At 73.5% G+C, this 24475-nt stretch carries 19 protein-coding genes, 1 tRNA gene and 2 pseudogenes; 15 read left to right on the top strand and 7 right to left on the bottom strand.

Annotation, left to right across the window (positions count from 1 at the left end; translation table 11 throughout):
* Positions 1–9 precede the first annotated feature (9 nt).
* From bldG to ACZ4V6_RS07085, 11 genes are all read left to right on the top strand, one after another.
* Entirely contained in the window at positions 10–351 is a 342-nt protein-coding gene (gene bldG / locus ACZ4V6_RS07135; protein ID WP_003975386.1) for an anti-sigma factor antagonist BldG, read from the top strand.
* Positions 352–454: 103 nt separating this feature from the next.
* Positions 455–883: an ATP-binding protein gene (locus ACZ4V6_RS07130; RefSeq protein WP_467823364.1), complete on the top strand. Its 429-nt coding sequence runs from the start codon at positions 455–457 to the stop codon at positions 881–883.
* Positions 884–1207: 324 nt separating this feature from the next.
* A complete protein-coding gene (locus tag ACZ4V6_RS07125; RefSeq protein WP_467823361.1) occupies positions 1208–3613 on the top strand; it encodes a sodium-translocating pyrophosphatase in 2406 nt (801 codons plus the stop codon).
* Between the two features lie 203 nt (positions 3614–3816).
* On the top strand, positions 3817–4404 hold the full coding sequence (locus ACZ4V6_RS07120; RefSeq protein WP_467823359.1) for a small secreted protein: 588 nt from the start codon (positions 3817–3819) through the stop codon (positions 4402–4404).
* An 85-nt stretch (positions 4405–4489) separates the two neighbouring features.
* A complete protein-coding gene (locus ACZ4V6_RS07115) occupies positions 4490–6055 on the top strand; it encodes a DUF7059 domain-containing protein (RefSeq protein WP_467823357.1) in 1566 nt (521 codons plus the stop codon).
* A 193-nt stretch (positions 6056–6248) separates the two neighbouring features.
* Complete coding sequence (locus ACZ4V6_RS07110) at positions 6249–6446, top strand: hypothetical protein (RefSeq protein WP_467823354.1); 198 nt, start codon at positions 6249–6251, stop codon at positions 6444–6446.
* Positions 6447–6717: 271 nt separating this feature from the next.
* Positions 6718–9564, top strand: coding sequence for a type I DNA topoisomerase (gene topA, locus ACZ4V6_RS07105; RefSeq protein WP_467823352.1), 2847 nt, complete (start codon positions 6718–6720; stop codon positions 9562–9564).
* 134 nt (positions 9565–9698) lie between these two features.
* On the top strand, positions 9699–12971 hold the full coding sequence (gene tmk, locus ACZ4V6_RS07100) for a dTMP kinase (protein WP_467823350.1): 3273 nt from the start codon (positions 9699–9701) through the stop codon (positions 12969–12971).
* A gap of 105 nt (positions 12972–13076) precedes the next feature.
* Positions 13077–14282: a DNA polymerase III subunit delta' gene (locus tag ACZ4V6_RS07095; protein ID WP_467823348.1), complete on the top strand. Its 1206-nt coding sequence runs from the start codon at positions 13077–13079 to the stop codon at positions 14280–14282.
* Between the two features lie 94 nt (positions 14283–14376).
* A complete protein-coding gene (locus ACZ4V6_RS07090; protein WP_467823346.1) occupies positions 14377–15984 on the top strand; it encodes an alpha/beta hydrolase in 1608 nt (535 codons plus the stop codon).
* A 124-nt stretch (positions 15985–16108) separates the two neighbouring features.
* Positions 16109–16182, top strand: a tRNA-Thr gene (locus ACZ4V6_RS07085).
* A gap of 91 nt (positions 16183–16273) precedes the next feature.
* On the opposite strand, the gene ACZ4V6_RS07080 is transcribed toward ACZ4V6_RS07085, so the two are convergent.
* The 3 genes from ACZ4V6_RS07080 to ACZ4V6_RS07070 all read right to left on the bottom strand — a co-directional run bounded on the left by ACZ4V6_RS07080 (position 16274) and on the right by ACZ4V6_RS07070 (position 19542).
* On the bottom strand, positions 16274–17968 hold the full coding sequence (locus tag ACZ4V6_RS07080) for a bifunctional 3'-5' exonuclease/DNA polymerase (RefSeq protein WP_467823344.1): 1695 nt from the start codon (positions 17966–17968) through the stop codon (positions 16274–16276).
* A 98-nt stretch (positions 17969–18066) separates the two neighbouring features.
* Positions 18067–18828 (bottom strand): Clp protease N-terminal domain-containing protein, encoded by a 762-nt coding sequence (locus tag ACZ4V6_RS07075; RefSeq protein WP_467823341.1) that lies wholly within the window; start codon positions 18826–18828, stop codon positions 18067–18069.
* Between the two features lie 81 nt (positions 18829–18909).
* Positions 18910–19542 (bottom strand): LysE family translocator, encoded by a 633-nt coding sequence (locus tag ACZ4V6_RS07070; protein WP_467823338.1) that lies wholly within the window; start codon positions 19540–19542, stop codon positions 18910–18912.
* Positions 19543–19673: 131 nt separating this feature from the next.
* Here ACZ4V6_RS07070 and ACZ4V6_RS07065 point away from each other — a divergent pair, with 131 nt between their 5' ends.
* The gene (locus tag ACZ4V6_RS07065; protein ID WP_467823335.1) at positions 19674–20807 is read left to right on the top strand and encodes a DUF2786 domain-containing protein; all 1134 of its coding nucleotides are present in this window, start codon (positions 19674–19676) and stop codon (positions 20805–20807) included.
* Positions 20808–20827: 20 nt separating this feature from the next.
* Here ACZ4V6_RS07065 and ACZ4V6_RS07060 read toward each other — a convergent pair whose 3' ends face one another.
* From ACZ4V6_RS07060 to ACZ4V6_RS07050, 3 genes and pseudogenes are all read right to left on the bottom strand, one after another.
* Complete coding sequence (locus ACZ4V6_RS07060; protein WP_467823334.1) at positions 20828–21352, bottom strand: DUF4232 domain-containing protein; 525 nt, start codon at positions 21350–21352, stop codon at positions 20828–20830.
* Between the two features lie 26 nt (positions 21353–21378).
* Positions 21379–21993, bottom strand: coding sequence for a hypothetical protein (locus ACZ4V6_RS07055; RefSeq protein WP_467823332.1), 615 nt, complete (start codon positions 21991–21993; stop codon positions 21379–21381).
* Positions 21994–22047: 54 nt separating this feature from the next.
* Positions 22048–22134, bottom strand: a pseudogene (locus ACZ4V6_RS07050) (30S ribosomal protein S14); the annotation flags it as partial.
* On the opposite strand from ACZ4V6_RS07050, the pseudogene ACZ4V6_RS07045 reads away from it, so the two are divergent.
* The 3 genes and pseudogenes from ACZ4V6_RS07045 to ACZ4V6_RS07035 all read left to right on the top strand — a co-directional run.
* Positions 22121–22711 (top strand): annotated as a pseudogene (locus ACZ4V6_RS07045) (CobW C-terminal domain-containing protein); the annotation flags it as partial. The pseudogenes ACZ4V6_RS07050 and ACZ4V6_RS07045 overlap by 14 nt on opposite strands.
* A gap of 6 nt (positions 22712–22717) precedes the next feature.
* A complete protein-coding gene (gene rpsR, locus ACZ4V6_RS07040) occupies positions 22718–22969 on the top strand; it encodes a 30S ribosomal protein S18 (RefSeq protein WP_467823330.1) in 252 nt (83 codons plus the stop codon).
* A 294-nt stretch (positions 22970–23263) separates the two neighbouring features.
* Entirely contained in the window at positions 23264–23533 is a 270-nt protein-coding gene (locus ACZ4V6_RS07035) for a DUF397 domain-containing protein (protein WP_077799099.1), read from the top strand.
* 93 nt (positions 23534–23626) lie between these two features.
* On the opposite strand, the gene ACZ4V6_RS07030 is transcribed toward ACZ4V6_RS07035, so the two are convergent.
* The gene (locus tag ACZ4V6_RS07030) at positions 23627–24127 is read right to left on the bottom strand and encodes an ATP-binding protein (RefSeq protein ID WP_467823328.1); all 501 of its coding nucleotides are present in this window, start codon (positions 24125–24127) and stop codon (positions 23627–23629) included.
* Positions 24128–24475: the final 348 nt, after the last annotated feature.

Below are 24475 nucleotides of genomic sequence, written 5' to 3'. Positions count from 1 at the left end.
GGAGGATCCGTGGACCTGTCCCTGTCGACCCGTACCGTCGGCGATCGTACGGTCGTCGAGGTCGGTGGCGAAATTGACGTATACACCGCGCCCAAGCTGCGCGAGCAGCTGGTCGAGCTGGTGAACGACGGGAGTTTCCACCTCGTCGTCGATATGGAGGGCGTGGACTTCCTCGACTCCACCGGGCTCGGCGTGCTGGTCGGCGGACTGAAGCGGGTGCGCGCCCATGAGGGCTCGCTGCGCCTGGTCTGCAACCAGGAGCGCATTCTCAAGATCTTCCGTATCACCGGCCTCACCAAGGTGTTCCCGATTCACACCTCGGTCGAGGAAGCGGTGGCGGCCACCGACTGACGACCGGTCCCGGGCCGTGGGCCCGGGACGACCGAACCAAGGAGGGGCCGGGCTGTCGGCGGCCCGGCCCCTCGAAGCACGCCCGTGGTTCCGAGGGGGATGCATGGCCACCGTCGAACTCCGTTTCAGCGCGCTGCCCGAGCATGTCCGCACCGCCCGTCTGGTGGCGGCGGCGGTGGCACGCAGGGCCGGAGTGGACGAGGCCGTCCTCGACGAGGTCCGGCTCGCCGTCGGCGAGGCCTGCACCCGGGCCGTGGGCCTGCATCAGCACGGCGGCATCACGGCGCCGGTCGACGTGTCGCTGATCGAGGAGGAGAAGCAGTTCTCCATCGAGGTCGGCGACAAGGCGCCGCACGCGGTGCCCGGGACCGGAGCGCCGGGCGCCGCTGACGACGCGGAGACCGAGGAGGACGAGATGGGCCTCGCGGTCATCAGCGGTCTCGTCGACGACGTGGAGGTCTCGGCCGGGGAGGACGGCGGACGGATCCGCATGACGTGGCCGACCGCGCCCGCGGTACTGCCGCCGGAGTGACACTCCCGATCACCCGAAGGGCCCTACCTCGTAGGGCCCTTCGTCATGTGCGGAAGGTGCGGGCCACGCATACAGTGGTGCCGTGCGGGCGATAAGTGAATTCATTCACGATCGATCCCGCGGAATAAGGATGCGGAAAAGGATCAGGTAAGCGGAAAAGGATCAGGCGAAAGGATCACGGATTAATGCCGGAAGGGCATTACTACGTCCGGGGCCCTTCCGGTTGACAGGTGGATTCCATTTGTCGTGCACTGTTTCGATCAGGTTCCGGTACCTACGATCCCGTCCACATCTTGAGCTCAGCCCAAGCGTCAAGGAGGACGAATGGCGGAGCTTTCCACCCCTCATCGGTCGGTCGATGCCTCGACCGTCGCCGCCGCCGTACTGACCGACGGGAACCGCGCCCTGGTCGCGGTCGTCGCGGTCGTCGCGCTGGCCGCGCTGGTGCTCGCGGGAGTCCTGGTGCGCCAGGTGCTCGCGGCGGGCGAGGGAACCGACAGCATGAAGAAGATCGCGGCGGCCGTCCAGGAGGGCGCGAACGCCTATCTGGCCCGGCAGTTGCGCACGCTCGGCGTATTCGCGGCCGTCGTGTTCTTCCTGCTCATGCTGCTGCCCGCGGACGACTGGAATCAGCGTGCCGGACGATCGGTGTTCTTCCTGATCGGCGCGGCTTTCTCGGCGGCCACCGGCTATATCGGCATGTGGCTCGCCGTACGCAGCAACGTGCGCGTCGCCGCGGCGGCGCGGGAAGCGACACCGGCCGCGGGTGAACCGGAAAAGGACCTCACCCTCGTCTCGCACAGAGCGATGAAGATCGCGTTTCGCACGGGCGGCGTCGTCGGCATGTTCACGGTGGGGCTCGGCCTCCTGGGCGCCTCCTGCGTGGTGCTGGTGTACGCGGCCGACGCGCCGAAGGTGCTGGAGGGCTTCGGTCTCGGCGCCGCGCTGATCGCGATGTTCATGCGGGTCGGCGGCGGCATCTTCACCAAGGCAGCCGACGTCGGCGCCGACCTGGTCGGCAAGGTCGAACAGGGCATCCCGGAGGACGATCCGCGCAATGCCGCGACCATCGCCGACAACGTGGGCGACAACGTCGGCGACTGCGCGGGCATGGCGGCCGACCTCTTCGAGTCGTACGCCGTGACGCTGGTGGCCGCGCTGATCCTCGGCAAGGTGGCCTTCGGCGACGCGGGACTGGCGTTCCCGCTCCTCGTGCCGGCGATCGGCGTGATCACCGCCATGATCGGCATCTTCGCGGTGGCCCCCCGCCGGGCCGACCGCAGCGGCATGAGCGCGATCAACCGGGGCTTCTTCGTCTCCGCGGTGATCTCGCTGGTCCTGGTGGCGGTGGCCGTCTTCGTCTACCTCCCCGGCACGTACGCCGACCTCGACGGCGTCACCGACGCGGCCATCGCCGGGAGGAACGGCGACCCGCGGATCCTCGCGCTCGTCGCCGTGGCGATCGGCATCGTGCTGGCCGCCCTGATCCAGCAGCTCACCGGCTACTTCACGGAGACCACCCGGCGGCCCGTCAGGGACATCGGCAGGACGTCGCTCACCGGTCCCGCCACCGTCGTCCTCGCCGGTATCTCCGTCGGCCTGGAGTCCGCCGTCTACACCGCCCTGCTGATCGGCCTCGGCGTCTACGGGGCCTTCCTGCTCGGCGGCACGTCGATCATGCTGGCGCTGTTCGCGGTGGCGCTGGCCGGCACCGGCCTGCTCACCACCGTCGGCGTGATCGTCGCCATGGACACCTTCGGGCCGGTCTCCGACAACGCCCAGGGCATCGCCGAGATGTCCGGCGACGTCGAGGGCGCCGGCGCCCAGGTGCTCACCAACCTGGACGCCGTCGGCAACACCACCAAGGCCATCACCAAGGGCATCGCCATCGCCACGGCCGTCCTCGCGGCGTCGGCGCTGTTCGGTTCGTACCGTGACGCGATCACCACCGGCGCGCGGGACGTGGGCGAGAGACTCAGCGGCGACGGTGCCCCGATGAGCCTGATGATGGACATCTCGCAGCCCAACAACCTCGTCGGGCTGATCGCGGGCGCGGCGGTCGTCTTCCTCTTCTCGGGACTGGCGATCAACGCGGTGTCGCGCTCGGCGGGTTCGGTGGTCTTCGAGGTGCGGCGGCAGTTCCGGGAGAAGCCCGGGATCATGGACCACAGCGAGAAACCCGAGTACGGCAAGGTCGTCGACATCTGTACCAGGGACGCCCTGCGGGAACTCGCCACGCCCGGGCTGCTCGCCGTGATGGCGCCCATCTTCATCGGGTTCACGCTCGGCGTGGGCGCGCTCGGCGCGTTCCTGGCGGGCGCGATCGGCGCGGGCACGCTGATGGCGGTGTTCCTCGCCAACTCCGGCGGCGCCTGGGACAACGCCAAGAAACTCGTCGAGGACGGCCACCACGGCGGCAAGGGCAGCGACGCCCACGAGGCCACCGTCATCGGTGACACGGTCGGCGACCCCTTCAAGGACACCGCGGGTCCCGCCATCAACCCGCTGCTGAAGGTCATGAACCTGGTCGCGCTGCTCATCGCGCCGGCGGTCATCAAGTTCTCCTACGGCGCCGACGAGAGCGTCGGCGTACGGGTGCTGATCGCGGTCGTCGCGTTCGCCGTCGTCGCCGCGGCGGTGTACGTGTCCAAGCGGCGCGGAATCGCCGTGGGTGACGAGGGCGACGCCGACCCGGAGCCCAAGTCGCCGGACGCGGCGGTGGTTTCGTAGCCGCCGCCGTCGACGGGGACGGGCAGCACCGCCCAAGGCACGGGCGGGCGACGCGTACTGACGCGGCGTCCGCCCGTGCCGTCGTTCGCGCGCCCTCGTCGTGACCCTTCTCTCTCTGGTGCAAATGGCTGCAATACGGTCTTAATGGATGCTCGTCCTGCGAGTGTCCTCCATCCGGCGTGTATGTTCCGGGGCCGAGAGCCATGGAAGGGACCAATCCGGTGAACAAGAAGCTCGCGGCCGCACTGTCCGGCGGTGCGGTACTGGTACTGGCGCTGACGGGATGCAGCAGCGACGACGGCAACGACAAGCTGGACTCCTGGGCCGAGCAGGTCTGCGACGCGGTGCAGCCGCAGGCGAAGAAGATCGAGGCCGCCAACGCCGCGATCCAGAAGGAGACCTCGGACAACAGCACGCCGGAGCAGGTCCAGAAGACCGACGCGAAGGCCTTCCAGGACATGTCCGACGCCTACAAGGCGATGGGCGACGCGGTCCAGAAGGCCGGAGCGCCGAACGTGGACGACGGTGAGAAGAAGCAGCAGGACGCGGTCAAGGAGCTCAACAGCCTCTCCGCCTCCTACGCCTCCCTGAAGAAGCAGGTGGAGGGCCTCGACACCAAGAACCAGGCGAAGTTCGCCGACGGCCTCAAGGACGTCGCCACCGAGCTGAACAAGCTCGGCAAGTCCGGCAGCGACGCGCTGAAGACCCTCGAGGAGGGCGACGTCGGCAAGGCGATGGCCCAGCAGCCCAGCTGCAAGTCGGCCACTGCGTCACCGGTGGCCACGAGCTGACACCACGGCGCGACCGGGACGGCGGCCGGGACGAACCGGCACCCGCCCGGCGGGCGCGAGGCGGAGCGCGGGCCACAATGGTGAGGTGAGTAACGCCAGCCTCTCCTCCCTGCCCTCCGCCGACCGCCCCGACGTCACCGCGCGGCTGCGGGACGCCCTGCTCGGGGCGTCCTTCACCGCCGACGGACTGCTGGAGCTGCTCGGCGCCCCCGCCTACGCGGCGCTGTCGCGCGGCGAGGTCGTGCCCGCGCTCCGGGCCACCCGCGGTGACACTCCGCTGGAACTGCTCGTCCGGCTGTTCCTCCTCCAGCAACCGGTGCCCCACGCGCGCGCGGCGGACGTCCTGCCGGTCGAGGCGTGCCTGGAGGGCGGGTGGCTCGTGTCCGTCGACGGCGAGCTGGCGGCCACCGTGGACGTGCGGCCGTACGGCGGACCCGAGGGCGAGGACTGGTTCATCGTGTCCGACCTGGGCTGCGCGGTCGGCGGAGCAGGAGGTGTGCGCGTCAGCGCTCCCGCCGAGGGCGGTGGCGGGCGGGGGGAGGACGGCGCCGGAAGCCGGGCGGAGGGCGTCGTCCTCGGCGTCGGCGGCGCCTCCACGACCCTCGCCGGCCTCACCGTCCGCACCCCCGTCTCCGCCGCCCTCGACCTCGGCACCGGTTCCGGCATCCAGGCGCTGCACGCCGCCCGGCACGCCACGCGCGTGACGGCGACGGACGTCAACCCCCGCGCGCTGCGCATCACCGCGCTCACGCTCGCCCTGTCCGGGGCCCCGGCCGCCGACCTGCGCGAGGGCTCGCTCTACGAGCCGGTCCGCGACGACGAGACGTACGACCTGATCGTCTCCAACCCGCCGTTCGTGATCTCCCCGGGCGCCCGCCTCACCTACCGCGACGGCGGGATGGGCGGGGACGAGCTGTGCCGCACGCTCGTCCAGCGAACGGGGGAGCGCCTGAACGAGGGCGGGTTCGCGCACTTCCTCGCCAACTGGCAGCACGTGGAGGGGGAGGAGTGGACGGACCGGCTGCGCTCCTGGGTGCCGCGCGGCTGCGACGCGTGGATCGTGCAGCGCGAGGTGCAGGACGTCACGCAGTACGCCGAGCTGTGGCTCAGGGACGCGGGCGACCACCGCGGCGACGAGACCGAGTACCAGGCGCGCTACGACGCGTGGCTGGACGAGTTCGAGGCGCGCAAGGTCAGGGCCGTCGGCTTCGGCTGGATCACGCTGCGCAGGACGGCGGCCGCGGAACCGTCGATCACGGCGGAGGAGTGGCCGCACCCGATCGAGCAGCCGCTCGGCGAGACGGTGCGGGCGCACTTCGCCCGCCTCGACTACCTGCGCGAGCACGACGACGCGGCCCTGCTGGAGTCGTGCTTCACGCTGGCCCCCGAGGTCGTCCAGGAGCAGGTCGGCCTGCCCGGCGCCGAGGACCCCGAGCACGTCGTGCTGCGCCAGAACCGCGGCATGCGCCGGGCCACCCGGGTCGACACCGTCGGCGCCGGGTTCGCGGGCGTCTGCGACGGCACGATGAGCGCCGGCCGCATCCTGGACGCCATCGCCCAGCTGGTGGGCGAGGACCCGGTGGCGCTGCGCGACCGCACGCCCGCGCAGATCCGGCTGCTGGTGGAGCAGGGGTTCCTGGAGCCGGCGTAGGGATTTCTCCCGTCGGCGAGGAGACGCGGGCCCACCGCCCCGGGCCCCGGCGCCAGTGGCGGACCCGGCGGAACGAGCCACGGGCCGGGCCCCTCGGCTCCCCGTTCACCTCGGGTTCGCCTGCCCGCCGTCCACGCGTGGCAGCCTCGCGGAGGCTGGGCACTCGCGGACGGAGAAAAGGGGCACGGGGACCATGGAAAGCGGGCCGGCGGTCTTCGCGGGAACGGTGTTCGCCCTGTTCGGGGGCGTCCTGCTGGTGTGGACCGTGACACGGGTGCGGCACGGCCGGCCCGTCGCGCTGGGTGTGAGGCCCGTCGCATCGGCGACCGTCGCGAGCGTCGTCGCCGTGACCGCGCTGACCGCCGGGGCATGGTGTCTGACGCGCGTGTGAGAGGCCGGATCCGGACGCCGCACGTACCCCCGTACAGGTAACCGGGGGGTTGCGCTCCGGATACGCGCATCCGGGCCGGTGGACACTCCGGGCGGCAGGAACAGGGTTCGTCGGGTTACCGTTCGAGTGGCCGTTGCGGGCTTTTCCCGTTTGACAAGGGGGCGGGAGGTACCGTCACACTCCGCAGCGTCACGACCGAAATGCAGCACGACCCGATCCCGGGAGCACCGCCCGGGGCAGGCCCCAGCGTCGACCGGAGAGAAGAGCGAAGTTGTCCCCGACCAGCGAGACCGCGAACGGCGGCCGCCGACTCGTCATCGTCGAGTCGCCTGCCAAGGCGAAGACGATCAAGGGCTATCTCGGTCCTGGCTACGTCGTCGAGGCGAGCGTCGGGCACATTCGCGACCTTCCCAGCGGCGCCGCCGAGGTGCCCGAGAAGTACACCGGCGAGGTCCGCCGCCTCGGTGTGGACGTCGAACACGACTTCCAGCCGATCTATGTGGTCAACGCTGACAAGAAGGCGCAGGTCAAGAAGCTCAAGGACCTGCTGAAGGACTCCGACGAGCTCTTCCTCGCCACCGATGAGGACCGCGAGGGCGAGGCCATCGCCTGGCACCTCCAGGAAGTGCTCAAGCCGAAGATCCCGGTCAAGCGCATGGTGTTCCACGAGATCACCAAGGACGCCATCCGGGCCGCCGTCGCCAACCCGCGCCAGCTCAACCAGAAGCTCGTCGACGCCCAGGAGACCCGCCGCATCCTCGACCGCCTCTACGGCTACGAGGTCTCGCCGGTCCTGTGGAAGAAGGTCATGCCGCGCCTGTCGGCCGGCCGCGTCCAGTCCGTCGCCACCCGGCTCGTGGTCGAGCGGGAACGCGAGCGCATGGCCTTCCGCTCCGCCGAGTACTGGGACCTGACGGGCACCTTCGGCACGGGCCGGGCGGGCGACGCCTCCGACCCGTCGTCGCTGGTCGCCCGCCTGCAGACCGTCGACGGCAGGCGCATCGCGCAGGGCCGCGACTTCGACTCCCTGGGGCAGCTCAAGAGCGCGAACACCCTCCACCTCGACGAGGCGGACGCCCGCGCGCTCGCCGCCGCGCTGGAGAGCACCCGCTTCGCCGTCCGCTCCGTCGAGTCCAAGCCGTACCGCCGCTCGCCGTACGCCCCGTTCCGTACGACGACGCTCCAGCAGGAGGCCAGCCGCAAGCTCGGCTTCGGCGCCAAGGCGACCATGCAGATCGCCCAGAAGCTGTACGAGAACGGCTACATCACCTACATGCGTACGGACTCGACGACCCTGAGCGACACGGCGATCGCCGCCGCCCGCGCCCAGGTCACGCAGCTGTACGGCGCCGACTACCTGCCCGCGCAGCCGCGCACGTACGCCGGCAAGGTCAAGAACGCCCAGGAGGCGCACGAGGCGATCCGCCCCTCCGGCGACCGCTTCCGCACGCCCGCCGAGACCGGACTGACCGGCGACCAGTTCAAGCTCTACGAGCTGATCTGGAAGCGGACCGTCGCTTCCCAGATGAAGGACGCGACCGGCAACAGCGTCACCGTGAAGATCGGCGGCACGGCCTCCGACGGCCGGGACGTCGAGTTCAGCGCCTCCGGCAAGACGATCACCTTCCACGGCTTCCTGAAGGCCTACGTCGAGGGTGCCGACGACCCGAACGCCGAGCTGGACGACCGCGAGCGCCGCCTGCCGCAGGTCGCCGAGGGCGACGCGCTCACGGCCGAGGAGATCACGGTCGACGGCCACGCCACCAAGCCCCCGGCCCGCTACACCGAGGCGTCGCTGGTCAAGGAGCTGGAGGAGCGGGAGATCGGCCGCCCGTCGACGTACGCGTCGATCATCGGCACGATCCTCGACCGCGGCTACGTGTTCAAGAAGGGCACGGCCCTCGTCCCGTCCTTCCTGTCCTTCGCCGTGGTCAACCTCCTGGAGAAGCACTTCGGGCGGCTCGTCGACTACGACTTCACCGCCAAGATGGAGGACGACCTCGACCGCATCGCCCGCGGCGAGGCCCAGTCCGTGCCGTGGCTGAAGCGGTTCTACTTCGGCGAGGGCGCGGGCGAGGGCGGCGCGGCCGACGCCGGCAACGGCGACGGGGACCACCTCGGCGGCCTCAAGGAACTGGTGACCGACCTCGGCGCGATCGACGCGCGCGAGGTGTCGTCCTTCCCCGTCGGCAACGGCATCGTGCTGCGCGTGGGGCGCTACGGCCCGTACGTCGAGCGCGGTGAGAAGGACTCCGAGAACCACCAGCGCGCCGACGTGCCCGACGACCTGGCGCCCGACGAGCTGTCCGTCGAGCTGGCGGAGGAGCTGCTCGCCAGGCCGAGCGGCGACTTCGAGCTGGGCACCGACCCGGCCACCGGCCACACCATCGTCGCCAAGGACGGCCGCTACGGCCCCTACGTCACCGAGGTGCTCCCCGAGGGCACCCCGAAGACCGGCAAGAACGCCGTGAAGCCGCGGACGGCCTCGCTGTTCAAGTCGATGTCCCTGGACACCGTCACCCTGGACGACGCCCTGAGGCTGATGTCGCTGCCGCGCGTCGTCGGCACCGACGCCGAGGGCGTCGAGATCACCGCGCAGAACGGCCGCTACGGCCCGTACCTGAAGAAGGGCACGGACTCGCGGTCCCTCCAGTCCGAGGACCAGCTCTTCACGATCACGCTGGAGGAGGCGCTGGCGATCTACGCCCAGCCCAAGCAGCGTGGCCGGGCGGCGGCCAAGCCGCCGCTGAAGGAACTGGGCACCGACCCGGTCAGCGAGAAGCCGGTCGTGGTCAAGGACGGCCGCTTCGGCCCGTACGTCACCGACGGCGAGACCAACGCGACCCTGCGCTCCGGCGACAGCGTCGAGGACATCACGCCGGAGCGGGGCTACGAGCTGCTCGCCGAGAAGCGCGCCAAGGGGCCCGCCAAGAAGACGGCGAAGAAGACCGCGGCCAAGAAGACCACCGCCAAGAAGGCCCCGGCCAAGAAGGCGGCGGCGAAGAAGACCGCGGCCAAGTCGACGACCGCCAAGACGGCGGCGAAGAAGACGACGGCCAGGACGGCGACGAAGACGGCCGCCGAGAAGGCGGCCGCTTCCCCCGTGACGGAGGACTGAGCCGGTCTCAGCTCCTCCGCGCGGCACGCGCTGTCGTTCGCTGAGCGAACGCCCCGGCATCGATTCGGTGTCGGGGCGTGCGTACGTTCGGCCGGGTACCACGGCCCGGCGGTGGCGCCCGATAGGCTGAACGCATGACGCGAGCCGAGCAGCCAACGGCCCCTCACCCCGCCCAGGACGACGCCCTCGTCGCGGACTCCCGCGAGCGTGCCGTCCGCGCCCTGCTGCGCCGACCGCAGTTGAGGCGGTTGTGGGGCGCACAGCTCGTGGGGGGTGTCGGCGACACCCTCGCCCTGCTGGTGCTGGTCCTCCTCGCCGTGCAGGCCGCCGCAGGGGCGGACTCGTTCGGCGGGGGCTTCCGGGGCGTGGCGTTCGCAGTGGCGACGGTTTTCGGCGTTCGCATCCTGGCGACGCTGCTCTTCGGCGCGGTCCTGCTCGGCCCCCTCACGTCGCTCACCTCGCAGGACGGTCCGCTCGACCGCCGCTGGACCATGGTGGGCGCGGACGGTCTGCGGGCGGTGCTGCTGCTCGTGGCGCCGCTGTGGATCGACTGGACACCGGACGACGCCCTCGCCGCCCTCCTGGTGACCGGCTTCGTCACCGGTGTCGCCGAGCGCTTCTGGACCGTGTGCCGAGAGAGCGCGGCCCCCGCGCTGCTGCCCGCGCCGCCGCCGGAGGGCGCGACGGTGCGTCCCCTGCCGGACCACATGGACGCCCTGCGCCGCCTGTCGCTGCGCACCGGCTTCGTGGCGGTCCCCCTCGCCGGAGCCGTGCTCGTCGTCGCCGGACTGCTGAACAACCTGCTGGGCGCCGGCGTCGACTGGTTCGCCCAGCACCAGGCGGCGCTCGCCTCGTACGTCGCGGCCGGACTGTTCGCCGCCTCCCTGTCCCTGGTGGCCTTCCTCGAACTGCCCGCGGTCCGCACCCCGCGCGCCCGGTCGCCGCTGGAGGGCATGCGCCGCCCGCGGACGGCCGCCGGTGTCGACAAGGGCCGCACCGGCGCCCTGCCGCTGCTGGTGTTCGCCTGCGCGGCCGTCGCCGCGGTCGTGTCCGCCGCCGTGGCCGTGGCGGTGCTGCACGCCAGGGACCTGGGCGGCGGTCCGGTGCTGTACGGGCTGATGGTCGGCGCCCTGACCGGTGGGGTGGTCGTCGGCATCCGCACGGCGCCCGCCGTGCTGCCCTCCCTGTCGCGGCGGCGGCTGCTGGCCCTGGTGATCGCCTTCGCCGGCATCGCCCTGCTGGCCGCCGGCCTCGTCCCGGACGTCACCACCGTGCTGCTGCTCCTCGCCCTGGCCGGCGTCGGCGCGGGCGTGGCCGCCAACACCGGGCACGCGCTGCTCGACCAGGAGACCGAGGACCACCGCCGGACGCGGACGACCGAGCACCTGCACGCCGTCGTCCGGGTCTACGTGGCGCTCGGCGCGGTGATCGCACCCGTGGTGGCGGCGGCGATCGGGCCGCACCGGCTGGAGAGCGGCAGGTTCGTCTTCGCGCACGGCGGCGCCGCGTTCGTGCTGATGCTGTTCGGCGCGCTGCTGCTGCCGGTGGCCGCGCTGGTGCTGGCCAAGGTCGACGACCGTTCCGGGGTACCGCTGCGGCAGGACCTGAAGGACGCGCTGCTCGGCGGCGACGACCCGGTGCCGAGCCCCGCGGCGAACGGTTTCTTCATCGCCCTGGAGGGCGGCGACGGCGCCGGGAAGTCCACCCAGGCGGAGGCCCTCGCCGAGTGGATCCGGGGCAAGGGGCACGAGGTCGTGCTGACCCGCGAGCCGGGTGCGACGCCGGTCGGCAAGCGCCTGCGGTCGATCCTGCTGGACGTGTCGAGCGCGGGTCTGTCGCACCGCGCGGAGGCGCTGTTGTACGCCGCCGACCGCGCGGAGCACGTCGACACCGTGGTCCGGCCCGCGCTGGAGCGCGGCGCCGTGGTCATCTCCGACCGGTACATCGACTCCTCGGTCGCCTACCAGGGCGCCGGGCGCGACCTGTCGCCGACCGAGATCGCCCGGATCAACCGCTGGGCGACCGCCGGGCTCGTCCCGCACCTGACGGTCCTGCTGGACGTACCGCCGGAGACCGCGCGCGAGCGGTTCACCGAGGCACCGGACCGCCTGGAGTCGGAGCCCGCCGAGTTCCACGCGCGCGTGCGGGCCGGTTTCCTGACGCTGGCCGCCGCCGACCCCGGCCGCTACCTCGTCGTGGACGCGGGCCAGGAGCCCGAGGCCGTCACCACCGTCGTACGCCACCGGCTCGACCAGGTGCTGCCGCTGTCCGAGGCCGAGATCAAGGCCCGGGAGGAGGCGCGCCGCAAGGCCGAGGAGGAGGCCCGGCGCAAGGCCGAGGAGGAGGCAGCGCGCAAGGCCGAGGAGGAGCGCCTGGAGCGCGAGCGCCTCGAGCAGCTGGAGCGGCTGCGCGCCGAGGAGGAGGAGCGCAAGCGGCGCGAGCTGGAGGAGGCGCAGCGGCGCGAGGCCGAGCGGCAGGCCGAGGAGGCCCGGCAGCGGGCCGAGGAAGCACGCCGGAGGGCGGAGGAGGAGCGGGCACGGCTCCTCGCGGAGGAGAAGGCCCGGGCCGAGGAGGAGGCCCGCCGCCGCGCCGAGCAGGAGCGGCTGCGCAAGCAGGCCGAGGAGGAGGCCCGGCTGCGCGCCGAGGCCGAGGCCCGGCGCCTGGAGAAGCAGCGCAAGGCCGAGGAGGCCCTGATGCGCGCCGAGGAGGCACGCCGGGCGGCGGAGCAGGCGGCGGCCGCGGCAGCCGCGGGCCCCGGGCCCGCGGCCCCGCCCGCGGCGGACGCCCCCCGGCGCACTCCGGCCGCACCGGACCCCTCGGACGCGATGACCGTTCCGACGCCCGTCGTGACGCCGCCGAACGCCTCGGGCGGACCGGCGGAGGACACGGCGGTGCTGCGGCCGGTGCGGGACACACGGGACGACGACCGGGACGGCGGGCGCGACGCCGAGGACCGTGCCCGGGACGGGCGCGACGGCGGCCGGGCGTCCGGCGTGTCCGAGTCCGAGGTGACGGCCGAGCTGCCCAAGCCGCCGGTGCCGCCCGGCGCGGCGGACGAGACGGCGGTGCTGCCGGCGGTGGACCCCCGCGCCGCCGACGAGACGGCGGTGCTGCCCCCCGTGCGCGGGGACGGCCCCGCCGACCGGGTTCCGCCGGGCTACTTCCGGGAGGAGGGCCCGGCCGGAGCCGACCGGTCCGGGGAGCCCCAGGAGGCCACGCGCGAGCTGCCCCGGATCGACCCCGACCAGGCGCCGCCCCGCAGGCGCCGCTCGGACTGGGCCGAGGAGACACCGCTGGACGACCTGCCGACCCTGGCGGACGAACTGCTCGGCCCGCGGGACGACGACCGCGACGACGGCCGCGACGGCGACGGAGACGGCCGCGGGAGGGGCCGGGGACGGCGCTGACCGGCCTCCGCCCGCCGGCCGGCGCCCACTGTCGGAGGCGGCCCGCACAATGGAGGGCGCGGCGCAGAGCGCGCGGCGGAGTGTGACGGAAGGACGGCGTGACCCATGACCGTGTGGGACGACCTCGTCGGGCAGGAGAAGGTGAGCGAGCAGCTCGCCGCCGCCGCCCGGGACGCCGACGCCTTCGTCACCGCCGCCGCCGACGACGGCCCCCTGCCCGAGGCGTCGAGCATGACGCACGCCTGGCTGTTCACCGGCCCGCCCGGGGCGGGGGTGACGCAGACGGCGCGGGCCTTCGCCGCCGCGTTGCAGTGCGTGAGCCCCGACCGCGCCCTCGGTGGCGTCCCCGGTTGCGGCTTCTGCGACGGGTGCCACACGGCGCTCGTCGGCACCCACGCGGACGTCAGCACGGTGGCCGCCGTGGGCGCCGAGATCCTGGTGAAGGACATGCGGGACACCGTCCGCAAGTCGTTCACCTCGCCGGCGAACGGCCGCTGGCAGATCATCCTCGTCCAGGACGCCGAGCGGCTGAACGAGAAGTCCGCCAACGCCGTCCTCAAGGCCGTCGAGGAGCCCGCCCCGCGGACGGTCTGGATGCTGTGCGCCCCGTCCGTCGAGGACGTCCTGCCCACGATCCGTTCCCGCTGCCGCCACCTGAACCTGCGCACGCCGTCGGTCGAGGCCGTCGCCGACATGCTCGTACGCCGCGACGGCGTCGAGCCCGAGGTCGCCGCCGCCGCCGCCCGCGCCACCCAGGGCCACGTCGACCGGGCCCGCCGCCTGGCCACCGACCCGGCCGCCCGGGAGCGCCGGGCGGCCGTGCTGAAGCTGCCGCTGAGGGTCGACGACATCGGCAGCGCGCTCAAGGCCGCGCAGGAGCTGGTGGACGCGGCGGCGGCGGACGCGAAGGAACTCGCCGAGGAGATGGACGCCAAGGAGACCGAGGAGCTGAAGGCCGCCCTGGGCGCGGCCCAGGGCGGACGCCTGCCGCGCGGCACGGCGGGTGTGATGAAGGACCTGGAGGAGAACCAGAAGCGCCGCAAAGCCCGCACACAGCGCAACAGCCTCGACGTCGCCCTGACCGACCTCACCACCTTCTACCGCGATGTCCTGGCCCTTCAGCTCGGCTCCCGCGTGGCGATCGCCAACGCCGACTCCATGGACGTGCTGGAGCGCCTCGCCCGCGCAGGCTCGCCGGAGGCCACCCTGCGCCGCATCGAAGCGATCACCGCCTGTGCGGAGGCGCTCGACCGCAACGTGCCACCACTGCTCGCGGTGGAGGCCATGACCATGGCGCTCAGGGCGGGCTGACGAGGCACCCCGGCGGCGGTCGGCCGGGGTACTCGTTCGTGGCACGTCCGTCACGTAACGCGTCCCTGCCGTCGCGGACGGTTACGCTCGCTGGATGGACACAAGGCGCACCCACCGCAGGACCCGTACCGGAACCACGCTGCTCGCCGCCGCGCTGCTCGCCACCGCCTGTTCGGCCGGGGGCGCGTCGACGTCGGCCGGTTCGGCGGCCGCGGAGGAGGTGGCCGGAGCGGCCAAGACGGCGCGGACGACCCTGGCCGCGCTGCCCGGGTCCACGCCGTCGTCCCTGGTCCCGTACTACGGGCAGAAGCTGAGCTGGCGCGAGTGCGGCGTCCCCGGCTTCCAGTGCGCCACGATGAAGGCGCCGCTCGACTACGCGAAGCCGGCCGGCGGGGACGTACGCCTCGCCGTGGCGCGCAAGAAGGCCACCGGCCCCGGCAAGCGGCTCGGCTCGCTGCTGGTGAACCCGGGCGGACCGGGCGGCTCCGCGATCGGGTACCTCCAGCAGTACGCCGGCCTCGGCTACCCGGCGGAAGTCCGTGCCCGGTACGACATGGTGGCGGTCGATCCCCGGGGCGTGGCCCGCAGCGAGCCCGTGAAGTGCCTCGACGGGCGCAGGATGGACGCGTACACGCAGACGGACGTCACCCCGGACGACGCGAGGGAGACCGATCGGCTGGTCGGCGCCTACAAGGCGTTCGCCGAGGGCTGCGGAGCGGACGCGCCGAAGCTGCTGCGCCACGTCTCGACCGTCGAGGCGGCCCGGGACATGGACATCCTGCGGGCGGTGCTGGGCGACGAGAAGCTGACGTACGTCGGAGCCTCGTACGGCACGTTCCTGGGGGCGACGTACGCCGGACTGTTCCCGAGCCGGGCGGGGCGCCTGGTCCTGGACGGCGCGATGGACCCGTCCCTGACCGCCCGCCGCCTGAACCTGGAGCAGACGGCGGGCTTCGAGACGGCGTTCCGGTCCTTCGCGAAGGACTGCGTCCGGCAGCCGGACTGCCCGCTCGGCGGCAAGGGCACCTCCCCCGACCGGGTCGGCAAGAACCTGAAGGCCTTCTTCGACGGGCTGGACGCCAGGCCGATCCCCACCGGCGACGCCGACGGCCGCAGGCTCACCGAGTCCCTGGCCACCACCGGGGTGATCGCGGCGATGTACGACGAGAGCGCCTGGCAGCAGCTGCGCGAGTCGCTGGCGTCGGCGATGAGGGACCGCGACGGCGCCGGCCTGCTGGTCCTGTCCGACAGCTACTACGAGCGCGAGGCGGGCGGCGGCTACAGCAACCTGATGTCCGCCAACGCGGCGGTGAACTGCTTGGACCTCCCGGCGGCCTTCTCCTCCCCGGACGAGGTGCGCGCCGCGCTGCCCGAGTTCGAGAAGGCGTCCCCGGTCTTCGGCGAGGGCCTCGCCTGGGCCTCCCTGAACTGCGCGTACTGGCCGGTGCACCCCACGGGCGAGCCGCACCGCATCGAGGCCGCCGGCGCCGCGCCGATCGTCGTGGTCGGCACCACCCGCGACCCGGCCACCCCGTACCGCTGGGCCCAGGCCCTGGCCGGCCAGCTCTCCTCCGGCCGCCTCCTCACCTACGAGGGCGACGGCCACACCGCGTACGGCCGCGGCAGCTCCTGCATCGACTCGGCGATCAACACCTACCTCCTGCGCGGCACCCCGCCGGCGAAGGGCACGCGCTGCTCGTGACCGCCCCACCGGCCCCATCCGCCCCGAAGGCCCGGAGGTCCGGACTCCGGGGCGGGTACGAAGCACCCCCGGAAACTGTGTAGACTTACCGTCGTTGCTGATCGCACCATGGTGCGCACAGCGCGCCGCCTTAGCTCAGATGGCCAGAGCAACGCACTCGTAATGCGTAGGTCTCGGGTTCGAATCCCGAAGGCGGCTCGGTCGAGGGCCAGGTCACTTCCGGGTGATCTGGCCCTCAGTCGTTCCGCCTCCCCGGACGGGTCCCGGCCGGGCGCCGCGCCGTCCCGGCTCACTTGGCGTCCGCGTAGCACTCCACCACCGCCGTCGTGAACGGGAACCGTACCGGCGTCCGGCCGAAGGTGAGCCTGCCCGCCAGGTCGGCCGCCTCCCGGATCGCCGTGACGACGGTGTCGGCCTCCTCCCGCGGACAGTGCACGATCACCTCGTCGTGCTGGAAGAAGACCAGCTCGGCCGCCATGTCCGCACAGGCCCGCCGCAGCGCGGCGAGCATCAGCAGGGCCCAGTCGGCGGCGCTGCCCTGGACGACGAAGTTGCGCGCGAAGCGGCCGCGCGCGCGGGCGTCGGTGGAGGCGTGTCCCGGCACCCACTCCTGGGGGCCGGGGGCGTCGGAGGGGGTGTCCTGGGGGATGCCCGCCTCCTCGGCCGGGTCGTCGCCGCCCGTCCCGGCCGCCGGCGGGCAGGTGCGCCCCAGCCAGGTCCGCACCAGCCGGCCCTCCTCGCCCGCGCGGGCCGCGTCGTCGACGTACGCCACCGCCCTCGGGAAGCGGCGTCTGAGCGCGGCGAGGTTCTTCAGGCCGTCGCCGGAGGTCTGGCCGTAGACCGCGCCGAGCACGGCGAGCTTGGCCTGGGCGCGGTCCCCGGAGAAGGCCCGGTCGGACACCGACTGGTAGAGGTCGGTCTCCCGGCCGGCCACCTCCATCAGCCCGGGGTCGCGGGAGATCGCGGCGAGGACGCGCGGCTCCATCTGGTCGGCGTCGGCGACGACGAGGCACCAGCCGGGGTCGGCCACGGCGGCCCGCCGGATCACCTTGGGGATCTGCAGCGCGCCCCCGCCGTTGGTCACCCACCGTCCGGTGACCGTGCCGCCGGCGAGGAACTCGGGGCGGAAGCGTCCGTCGCGCACCCAGTCCTGCAGCCAGGACCAGCCGTGGGCGACCCGGATCCGGTACAGCTTCTTGTACGCGAGCAGGGGCTTCACGGCCGGGTGGTCGATCGACTCCAGTTCCCAGCGGCGGGTGGAGCCGACCTTGATCCCGGCCCGGGCGAACGCCTTGACGACGTCGGCGGGCAGGTCGGGCCGCACCCGGTGCCCGAACGCGGCGGACACCTCCTCCGCCAGCTCGGCCAGGCGGCGCGGCTCGCCCCCGCCCGCGTACCGCTCGCCGAGCAGGTCGTGGAGCACCTCGCGGTGCACGTCGGCCCGCCAGGGCAGGCCGGCGCGGTTCATCTCGGCGGCGACCAGCATCCCCGCCGACTCGGCCGCCGTCAGCAGGCGCAGCCGGCCGGGGTGCGCGGACCGGTCGTGGCGGCGCTGCTGCTCGGCGTAGACGGCGAGGAGGTCGTCCAGGGGCACGTGCACGCCCTGCGGTTCGAACAGCGGGGACTGGGCGCCCGGATCGGCGGACCGCTGGGGCGGGTCGGGCGGCACGGGGCCGCCGCGCAGGCGGGCGAGGGCCGCGGCGGCCGAGCGGGGCTGCCCGTACCGCCCCTCGTGGCCGAGCAGGAGGGTCTCGGCGGCCTCGATGTCGTAACACCGCTCCACTCGCACCCCCGCGGCGAGCAGGCGCGGACAGACCTCCGCGGTGGAGCGCCACACCCACCGGGTGACGTCCGGCCGGGCGCGTACGGACGCGGCGAGGTCGGGCTCCCGCCGCACCGGTCCGGCGGGCAGCCCGTCGGGGCCGAGGGGGGCGACGTCCACGCCACCGTCCTCGGTCACGGCGAGCGCCCACCGGTCGGCCATGCCGCGAGTGTGACAGGGGGGTCTGACAACGGCCCCCGGACGGGGGCGGGGCCCGGCCGTCCCCCCGCTCGGGCGCCCTTGCCGTGGAAGCGGCGGCCTCAGCCCTCCTGTGTCCCGGGCGCTTCCTGCCCCGGTTCCCCGGACGCCTCCAGGAACTGGTCCAGCGTCTCGGTGACGTACCGTTCGGCCGCCTCCTTGCCGATGCCGAGGCCGCTCAGCACGCCCTCGCCGTGCTCGTGCTCCAGCAGGGCGAGCAGGATGTGCTCGGTGCCGATGTAGTGGTGACCGAGGCGCAGGGCCTCGCGGAAGGTGAGCTCCAGGACCTTCTTGGCCGCAGGCCCGTAGGGCACCAGCTCCGGGGCCTCCTCGGCGGCCGGCGGGAGCGCCGCCAGGGCCGCCTCGCGGACCGCGTCGAGGGAGACGCCCTGCTGGGCGATCACCTTGGCGGCGAGGCCGTCGCGCTCGGTGAGCACGCCGAGGAGCAGGTGCTCGGGCAGGCCCTCGGCGGCGCCCGCGGTCACGGCCTCGTTGTGCGCGGCCATCACCGCGTTGCGCGCGCGGGGCGTGTAGCGGCTGAAGCCCTGGCTCGCGTCGAGGTCGGCCGACTCCTTGGGCACGAAGCGCTTCTGCGCCGCCTGCCGGGTGACGCCCATGCGCCTGCCGATGTCCGTCCAGGACGCGCCCGAACGCCGGGCCTGGTCCACGAAGTGGCCGATCAGGTGGTCGGCCACCTCTCCGAGGTGCTCACCGGCGATGACGGCGTCCTGGAGCTGTTCGAGCGGCTCCGCGTGCGCCTTCTTGATGGCGTTGATGAGTTCGTCGAGACGTACGGATGACGTGATGCTCGGATTCGTCGTCATGTGTCAACCGTAGGTTGCGCTCTCGCCACTGTCAACCAATGGTTGACAGTGGTCGGCCGTGTCCGGAGGGGCCTGGCGCGCCTACTTCGGCGAGGCCAGCGCCAATCGCACCGCCAGCCCCGTGAACACCGTCCCGGAGACGATGTTCAGCCAGCGGTTCACCCGGGCGCTGCGCCGCAGCAGGCTCGCGAGCCGGCCGGACAGCAGCCCCACGAAGCCGTCCCACAGGAAGCCCGTCACCACGAGCGTGCCGCCGAGCAGCAGCAGCTGGCCGGGGACGTGTCCGAGGGCCGGGTCGACGAACTGCGGCAGGAACGCCACGTTGAAGAGGATCACCTTGGGGTTGAGCAGATTGGTGATCGCGCCCTGCCAGAAGGCCCGCCGCATCCCCGTCCCCCGGGGCGCCGCGTGGTCCTCGCCGGGCACCGACCGGTCCCGGAAGGCCTTCACCGCCAGGTACAGCAGGTAGGCCGCGCCCGCCCAGCGCAGCACGTGGTACAGCGTCGGCAGCGACGTGAACAGCGCCGACAGGCCGAGCGCCGCGGCGACCGCGTGCACCAGCATCGCGCAGGCCACCCCGGACGCGGCCATGACGCCCGCCGCGGGCCCGCCCCGCCCGCCCATCGCCACGATGAACATCGTGTCGGGTCCCGGAGTGACGCACAGTGCCAGGGCGGCGACGAGGAACGCCGCGTAGAGAGTCGTGTCCACCATGGGGACATGCTCGCCGCCGAGCGCCGCGGCCGACGACCGCTTTTCGCGACACGAGGCACGGGGGGCGGAGCGCGAGGGCGGGACGCGGGAGCGGGACACGCCGGGGCCCGGGACCGTGGCACCATCACCGGGTGAGCACGTCCAGCACCGTCGACCGCGCCTTCGGGGCCGCCCTGTACGACACCGCCGACACCGCCCTCGACACCGCGGCCTCGCTGCTCGCGGCCGATCCGGCGGCGGACGCCGAACTGACCCGGCGCGGCGAGGAGTTCGTGGCCACGGCCTGGCGGCGCGGCTGGCAGCCCGCCGACCTCGTACGGATCGTGCGGCGCGAACTGGACGACGTGCACGTACGGCTGGTGGCCGTACTGATCCGGGCCCAGGCGGCGCACGACCGTCCGCGCGGCCCCCGCTGGGCCGCGCAGCTCGAGGACCTGCCGGACGCGGCTGCGGCACCGCGCACCGACCGCTTCTCGCACGCCACCGCCGTGCTGGAGCTCTACCGCCTGCTGCTGCGCCTGCCCGTGCTGGAGCCGCTGGAGGCGGGGACGCCGCGCCACGGACCCCGGCCGGAGTCCCGCGCCCTCGCCCGCATCCGCGCGCTGCTCGCCAAGGCGGAGGCGACCGGTTATCCGCAGGAGGCGGAGGCGCTCAGCGCCAAGGCGCAGGAGCTGATGGCCCGGCACAGCGTCGACGAGGCGCTGCTGTCGGCCCACGCGCCCTCGCCCGACGCGCCGGGCGCCTGCCGGATCGGGGTGGAGCCGCCCTACGAGCAGGCCAAGGCGGTGCTGCTGGACGCGGTGGCCGACGCCAACCACTGCCGGGCGGTGTGGAACGAGGCCCTCGGTTTCTCCACCGTCGTCGGCTTCGAGGCCGACCTGGAGGCGGTGGAGCTCCTCTACACCTCCCTGCTGGTGCAGGCCGAGACCGCGATGACGAAGGCGGAGGCCGCCCAGCGCGCCGGCGGGCGCAAGCGGACCAAGACCTTCCGTCAGTCCTTCCTCGCGGCCTACGCCCATCGCGCGGGCACCCGCCTGAGGGCCGTCGCCGAGCGGACGGCTGCCGAGACCGGGGCGGCGGACGCCGGTCTGCTCCCCGTTCTCGCCTCCCGCCAGGTCGCGGTCACCGACCGCCTGGAGCGGATGTTCCCGGAGACGACCACGACCCGGCTGCGGGGCGCCGACGACGCGGCGGGCTGGACGGAGGGCACCCGCGCGGCCGACCGGGCCCGGGTCGGCCGCCGGCGCCCGCTGCCCGGGCGGTAGGCCCGGGCAGCGGGCGCCGGTCAGTCCCCGGCGGGCTGGAACGCGCTCACCGTGGCGCTCGGCGCCCCGCCCTCCGTCGCCACCTCGCCGTACGACCACGGGACGCGGTGGGTGGCGGCGTCACCGGGCAGGGCGAACTCCGCCGACCGCACGGCGAGTCCGTCGGCCCCGCCGCGTACGTAGGTCAGGGTGAAGGTGGCCGTGCCGTCCGCGGCGACGGTCAGCCGCTGCGCGGTGGCGGCCTCGTCCGCGGGGACCTCGGCCGGGGAGCCGTCGGCGGTGAGGGTGACGGTGGGGAAGCCGTCGAGCGTGCACGCCGGGCCGTGGTTGGCGAGGTTCACGGAGACGGTGCCCGTGTCCCCGGCGGCCGGAGCGGGGCTCGGCGCGATGTCCACGCCCATCTCCCCGATCCGGCAGGCGGCGGGGCCGCGGTCGTCGGTACCGCTCGTGCCGGCGTCGCCGCCGCCACCGCCGTCGCAGGCGGTGAGGAGGAGTGCCGCGGTGACGGCGGCCGCCGCGAGGACGGCCGGCTTGGTGGTGCGCATGGGTGTGGTTCCTTCGTGGGTGCGGTTCAGGAGCCCAGGCCGGCCGTCGGCAGGCCGGGCGGCAGTGTTCCGCCCTCGGACTTGGTGTACGTCTCCTCGCCCGGGGCGCCCTGCCACCTCACCTTCAGCGACGTCCCGTCGACCGACTCGACCGTTCCGTTCGCCCGGTCGTCGTTGCCGTCGGTGCACTTCAGGCGGATGGTGCGGGTGCCGGACTCCTCGCCGGCGGTGCCGCTGCACACGGACCCGCCCGTGGCGAAGAGGGCGGCCTTGTCGCCGGTGACCATCAGGGCGACGGCGTGGCCGCCGGAGGTCGTCAGCCAGCTGCCCTCCAGCGCGCCGGCGGCGGCGGACGGCGAGCCGTCGCCGGCACCGCCCGTGTCCGCGCCCGTCGAGGCGCTGGGCGTGGCCGAGGACGTGCCGCCCTTGTCCGAGCCGCCGTCGGATCCGCCGCCGTCGGTGCACGAGGTCAGCGCCAGCGCGCCCACCAGGGCGGCGGCCGCGGCCGCCGCCCGGACGGACCGCCGCGCGCGCCCGCGGACGCCACCGGGGACGTCCGCGCGGGCAGCCGTACGAGCCGCGTCCGCCGTGCTCGTCGCGTTCGCCGTACTCGCCGTGCTCTCCGCAGTCACCAGTGTCACCGCACGCTCCAAGCTGTAGCCGGACGGCCGGGTGGGCCCCGCGTCAGCGGCAAGCTACCAGGACGACTTGCGAACTCCGGGCAGATGTCCGGCGTGTGCCTGCTCACGCAGGTTCACCCGGGACAGGCCGAAGGCGCGGAAGCAGCCGCCGATCGGCCACGGTGACCCGCCGGGCGGGCCCTCCGCCCTGGCGCGGGCGGCTCCCGCCGGCTTCGACGCGCAGGCCGCGGCGGCCGCCCGGCACCCGGCCTGCGCGCTGCTGCCGACGGAGGCCGACGCGCACGGCGTCGCCACCTTCGTCCGGCGCCGGCACCGCCCCTTCCACCCGGAGCGGCTGTACGCGGCACTGGAGGACCTGACCTGTGCCGCCGCCCGCAGCCGGGGCCGGTTCTGGCTCGCCGACAAGGCGGACGCGCCGCCGCACTGGGACGCCGCGGGCGGGGCCCTGTGCGTGGAGAGCGCGGGGCCGTGGCTCGCGTCGCTCCCCGACGCGGCCTGGGAGCTGGTCCCGCCCGTGCGCCGCGCCGCCGCCGCGCTGGACTGGCACCCCGGGCACGGTGACCGCTGCCGGCACCTGGTCTTCACGTCGCCCGGTCTCGACCACGACGGCCTCGAACGGCTCCCGGAGTCCTGCCTGCCGGCCGACGCCGAGTACGCCGCCGGGCGCGACGCCCGGCGACGGCTGCCGCCCGCCTTCGACACCCTCCTGGAGGTCTGACCGCCCGTGCCGCGCACGAGCGGCCGCGAGCCCGCCGGGCGCCGTCCCGGTGCGCCGGACCGGGACGGGGCGACGTACACCGGCTCCATCGGCTCCATCGGCTCCATGGACACCGAGCTGCTGCGGAGATTCCTCTCCGGCCGCGGCAGGATCCGCGGCCGCCGCGCCACCCGTGTGACGGCCCGGCGGCAGCGGCAGCTCGCCAGGGCGGTCGGGAACGCCCGGGAGATGGCGCTGCCGCCGTACCCGGCCCGCTGACCGGCGGCGGTCCCGCCGCCACACCGACGGCCCCGGGCCCCGTTCCGTCCGACGGGACCCGGGGCCGTCGCATGTTCTCCGAATCCCGGGGCATACGCGGGAACGACTTCTTCGGAGCGGGCGTCAAAGGGAGCGAGGGCTTCGGTGAAGCGGCCGTCGCCGCTGTAACCGGAGGAACACCGCGCGTGCACGTGCATTTGCTCATGCAGCTGCATGTGAACAGGGTTATGATCCGGACCAGTTGACCGCTGCATCAATGGCCATACCAGCCAGTGCACCACCGGGGAGCGACCTGTGGACCACGACGTGTACGACGTTGACGACGCGTCCGGCGTGTACAACGGCATGGCCGCCACGCAGTTGCACGACGTGGCCTGGCAGAAGAGCCGGCACAGCAACTCGCAGGGGTCCTGCGTGGAGTTCGCGCGGCTGCCCGACGGCGGTGTCGCGGTGCGCAACTCCCGCTTCCCCGACGGACCCGCGCTCGTCTACACGCGCGCGGAGATCGAGGCCATGCTGCTGGGCGTCAAGGACGGCGAGTTCGACCACCTGATCGCGAGCTGACCGCAGACCGGCCGCAGACCGGCCGCGGACCGGCCGCGCCCGTGCCGGAGCGCGGGCACGACGCAAAGGCGCGGCGCGGGTGCCCGCCGGCGGTCAGCCGGCGGGCTGCCGGAGCCGGAACAGCGCCCACACGACCTTGCCCCCCAGAGTGCCGGCGAGCGGGTGCCAGCCCCAGCTGTCGCTGAAGGAGTCGACGAGGAACAGGCCGCGGCCCGACTCCGCCGAGAAGTCGTCGGCGTCCCGGGCGACCGGGCTGTCGTGACTGGGGTCGCGCACCGCGCACACCAGCCGGTCGCTCCAGTGCATCAGGTGCAGCCGTACGGGGCCGTTCTGGTCGGCCGGTCGCGGGACGCCGGCCGGCAGCGCGTGCCGCAGGGCGTTGGTGACCAGTTCGGACACGACGAGGCAGACGTCGTCGAAACGGTCGCCCGTCTCCCAGCCGTCGAGCGTCCTGCTGGTGAACCGCCGGGCCTCGCGCACCGCCTCGTAGCGGGGCGGCAGGGCACAGGAGGCGGCGTGGGAGACGGCCGTGGGGTCGAGTGGGGGAAGGCCCTGCCGTAACGGCTCGAGCATGGTCGATCCATTCGTCCCCATGCGAGGCACTCCCGGGAGTTCGCGGTCGTAGCGATGCGGCGCGGTGGTGCGGGACCATGGTTTCGGATGCGTTCCGCAGATGCAAGGGCAGATGCACGTGCACGTGACCGAAATGGACCTGCCCGTGCCGCTTGTTGGGCAATTTTTCCGCCCTCTTCGCGATCTCTTCACCGCGCATCCGGATCGGGCGGTGTCAACTCCCCGCCCGATCCCGCGCGTTACCTTTGGCTCGATTCCGTTTCCGTAACCGGGCGAGTACTGCTCGGAGTGTTTTAGTGGCAGACTTCGGCCCTTGAGGACGGCTGGGGAGGCTGGCGAACGTGAGCGCGGGAGAGCCCGGATCGGTGG

The organism is Streptomyces sp. NPDC029152 (assembly GCF_055564355.1).
The sequence above is the reverse complement of the archived record's forward strand: the minus strand, read 5'-3'. Positions and strand labels throughout refer to the sequence as shown.

Excerpts from the sequence above, each read along its gene's own strand:
- ACZ4V6_RS07130 (WP_467823364.1), top strand. The coding sequence starts at position 455 with ATGGCCACCGTCGAACTCCGTTTCAGCGCGCTGCCCGAGCATGTCCGC.
- ACZ4V6_RS07125 (WP_467823361.1), top strand. The coding sequence starts at position 1,208 with ATGGCGGAGCTTTCCACCCCTCATCGGTCGGTCGATGCCTCGACCGTC.
- ACZ4V6_RS07120 (WP_467823359.1), top strand. The coding sequence starts at position 3,817 with ATGGAAGGGACCAATCCGGTGAACAAGAAGCTCGCGGCCGCACTGTCC.
- ACZ4V6_RS07110 (WP_467823354.1), top strand. The coding sequence starts at position 6,249 with ATGGAAAGCGGGCCGGCGGTCTTCGCGGGAACGGTGTTCGCCCTGTTC.
- tmk (WP_467823350.1), top strand. The coding sequence starts at position 9,699 with ATGACGCGAGCCGAGCAGCCAACGGCCCCTCACCCCGCCCAGGACGAC.
- ACZ4V6_RS07095 (WP_467823348.1), top strand. The coding sequence starts at position 13,077 with ATGACCGTGTGGGACGACCTCGTCGGGCAGGAGAAGGTGAGCGAGCAG.
- ACZ4V6_RS07090 (WP_467823346.1), top strand. The coding sequence starts at position 14,377 with ATGGACACAAGGCGCACCCACCGCAGGACCCGTACCGGAACCACGCTG.
- ACZ4V6_RS07080 (WP_467823344.1), bottom strand. The coding sequence starts at position 17,968 with ATGGCCGACCGGTGGGCGCTCGCCGTGACCGAGGACGGTGGCGTGGAC.
- ACZ4V6_RS07075 (WP_467823341.1), bottom strand. The coding sequence starts at position 18,828 with ATGACGACGAATCCGAGCATCACGTCATCCGTACGTCTCGACGAACTC.
- ACZ4V6_RS07070 (WP_467823338.1), bottom strand. The coding sequence starts at position 19,542 with ATGGTGGACACGACTCTCTACGCGGCGTTCCTCGTCGCCGCCCTGGCA.
- ACZ4V6_RS07060 (WP_467823334.1), bottom strand. The coding sequence starts at position 21,352 with ATGCGCACCACCAAGCCGGCCGTCCTCGCGGCGGCCGCCGTCACCGCG.
- ACZ4V6_RS07030 (WP_467823328.1), bottom strand. The coding sequence starts at position 24,127 with ATGGGGACGAATGGATCGACCATGCTCGAGCCGTTACGGCAGGGCCTT.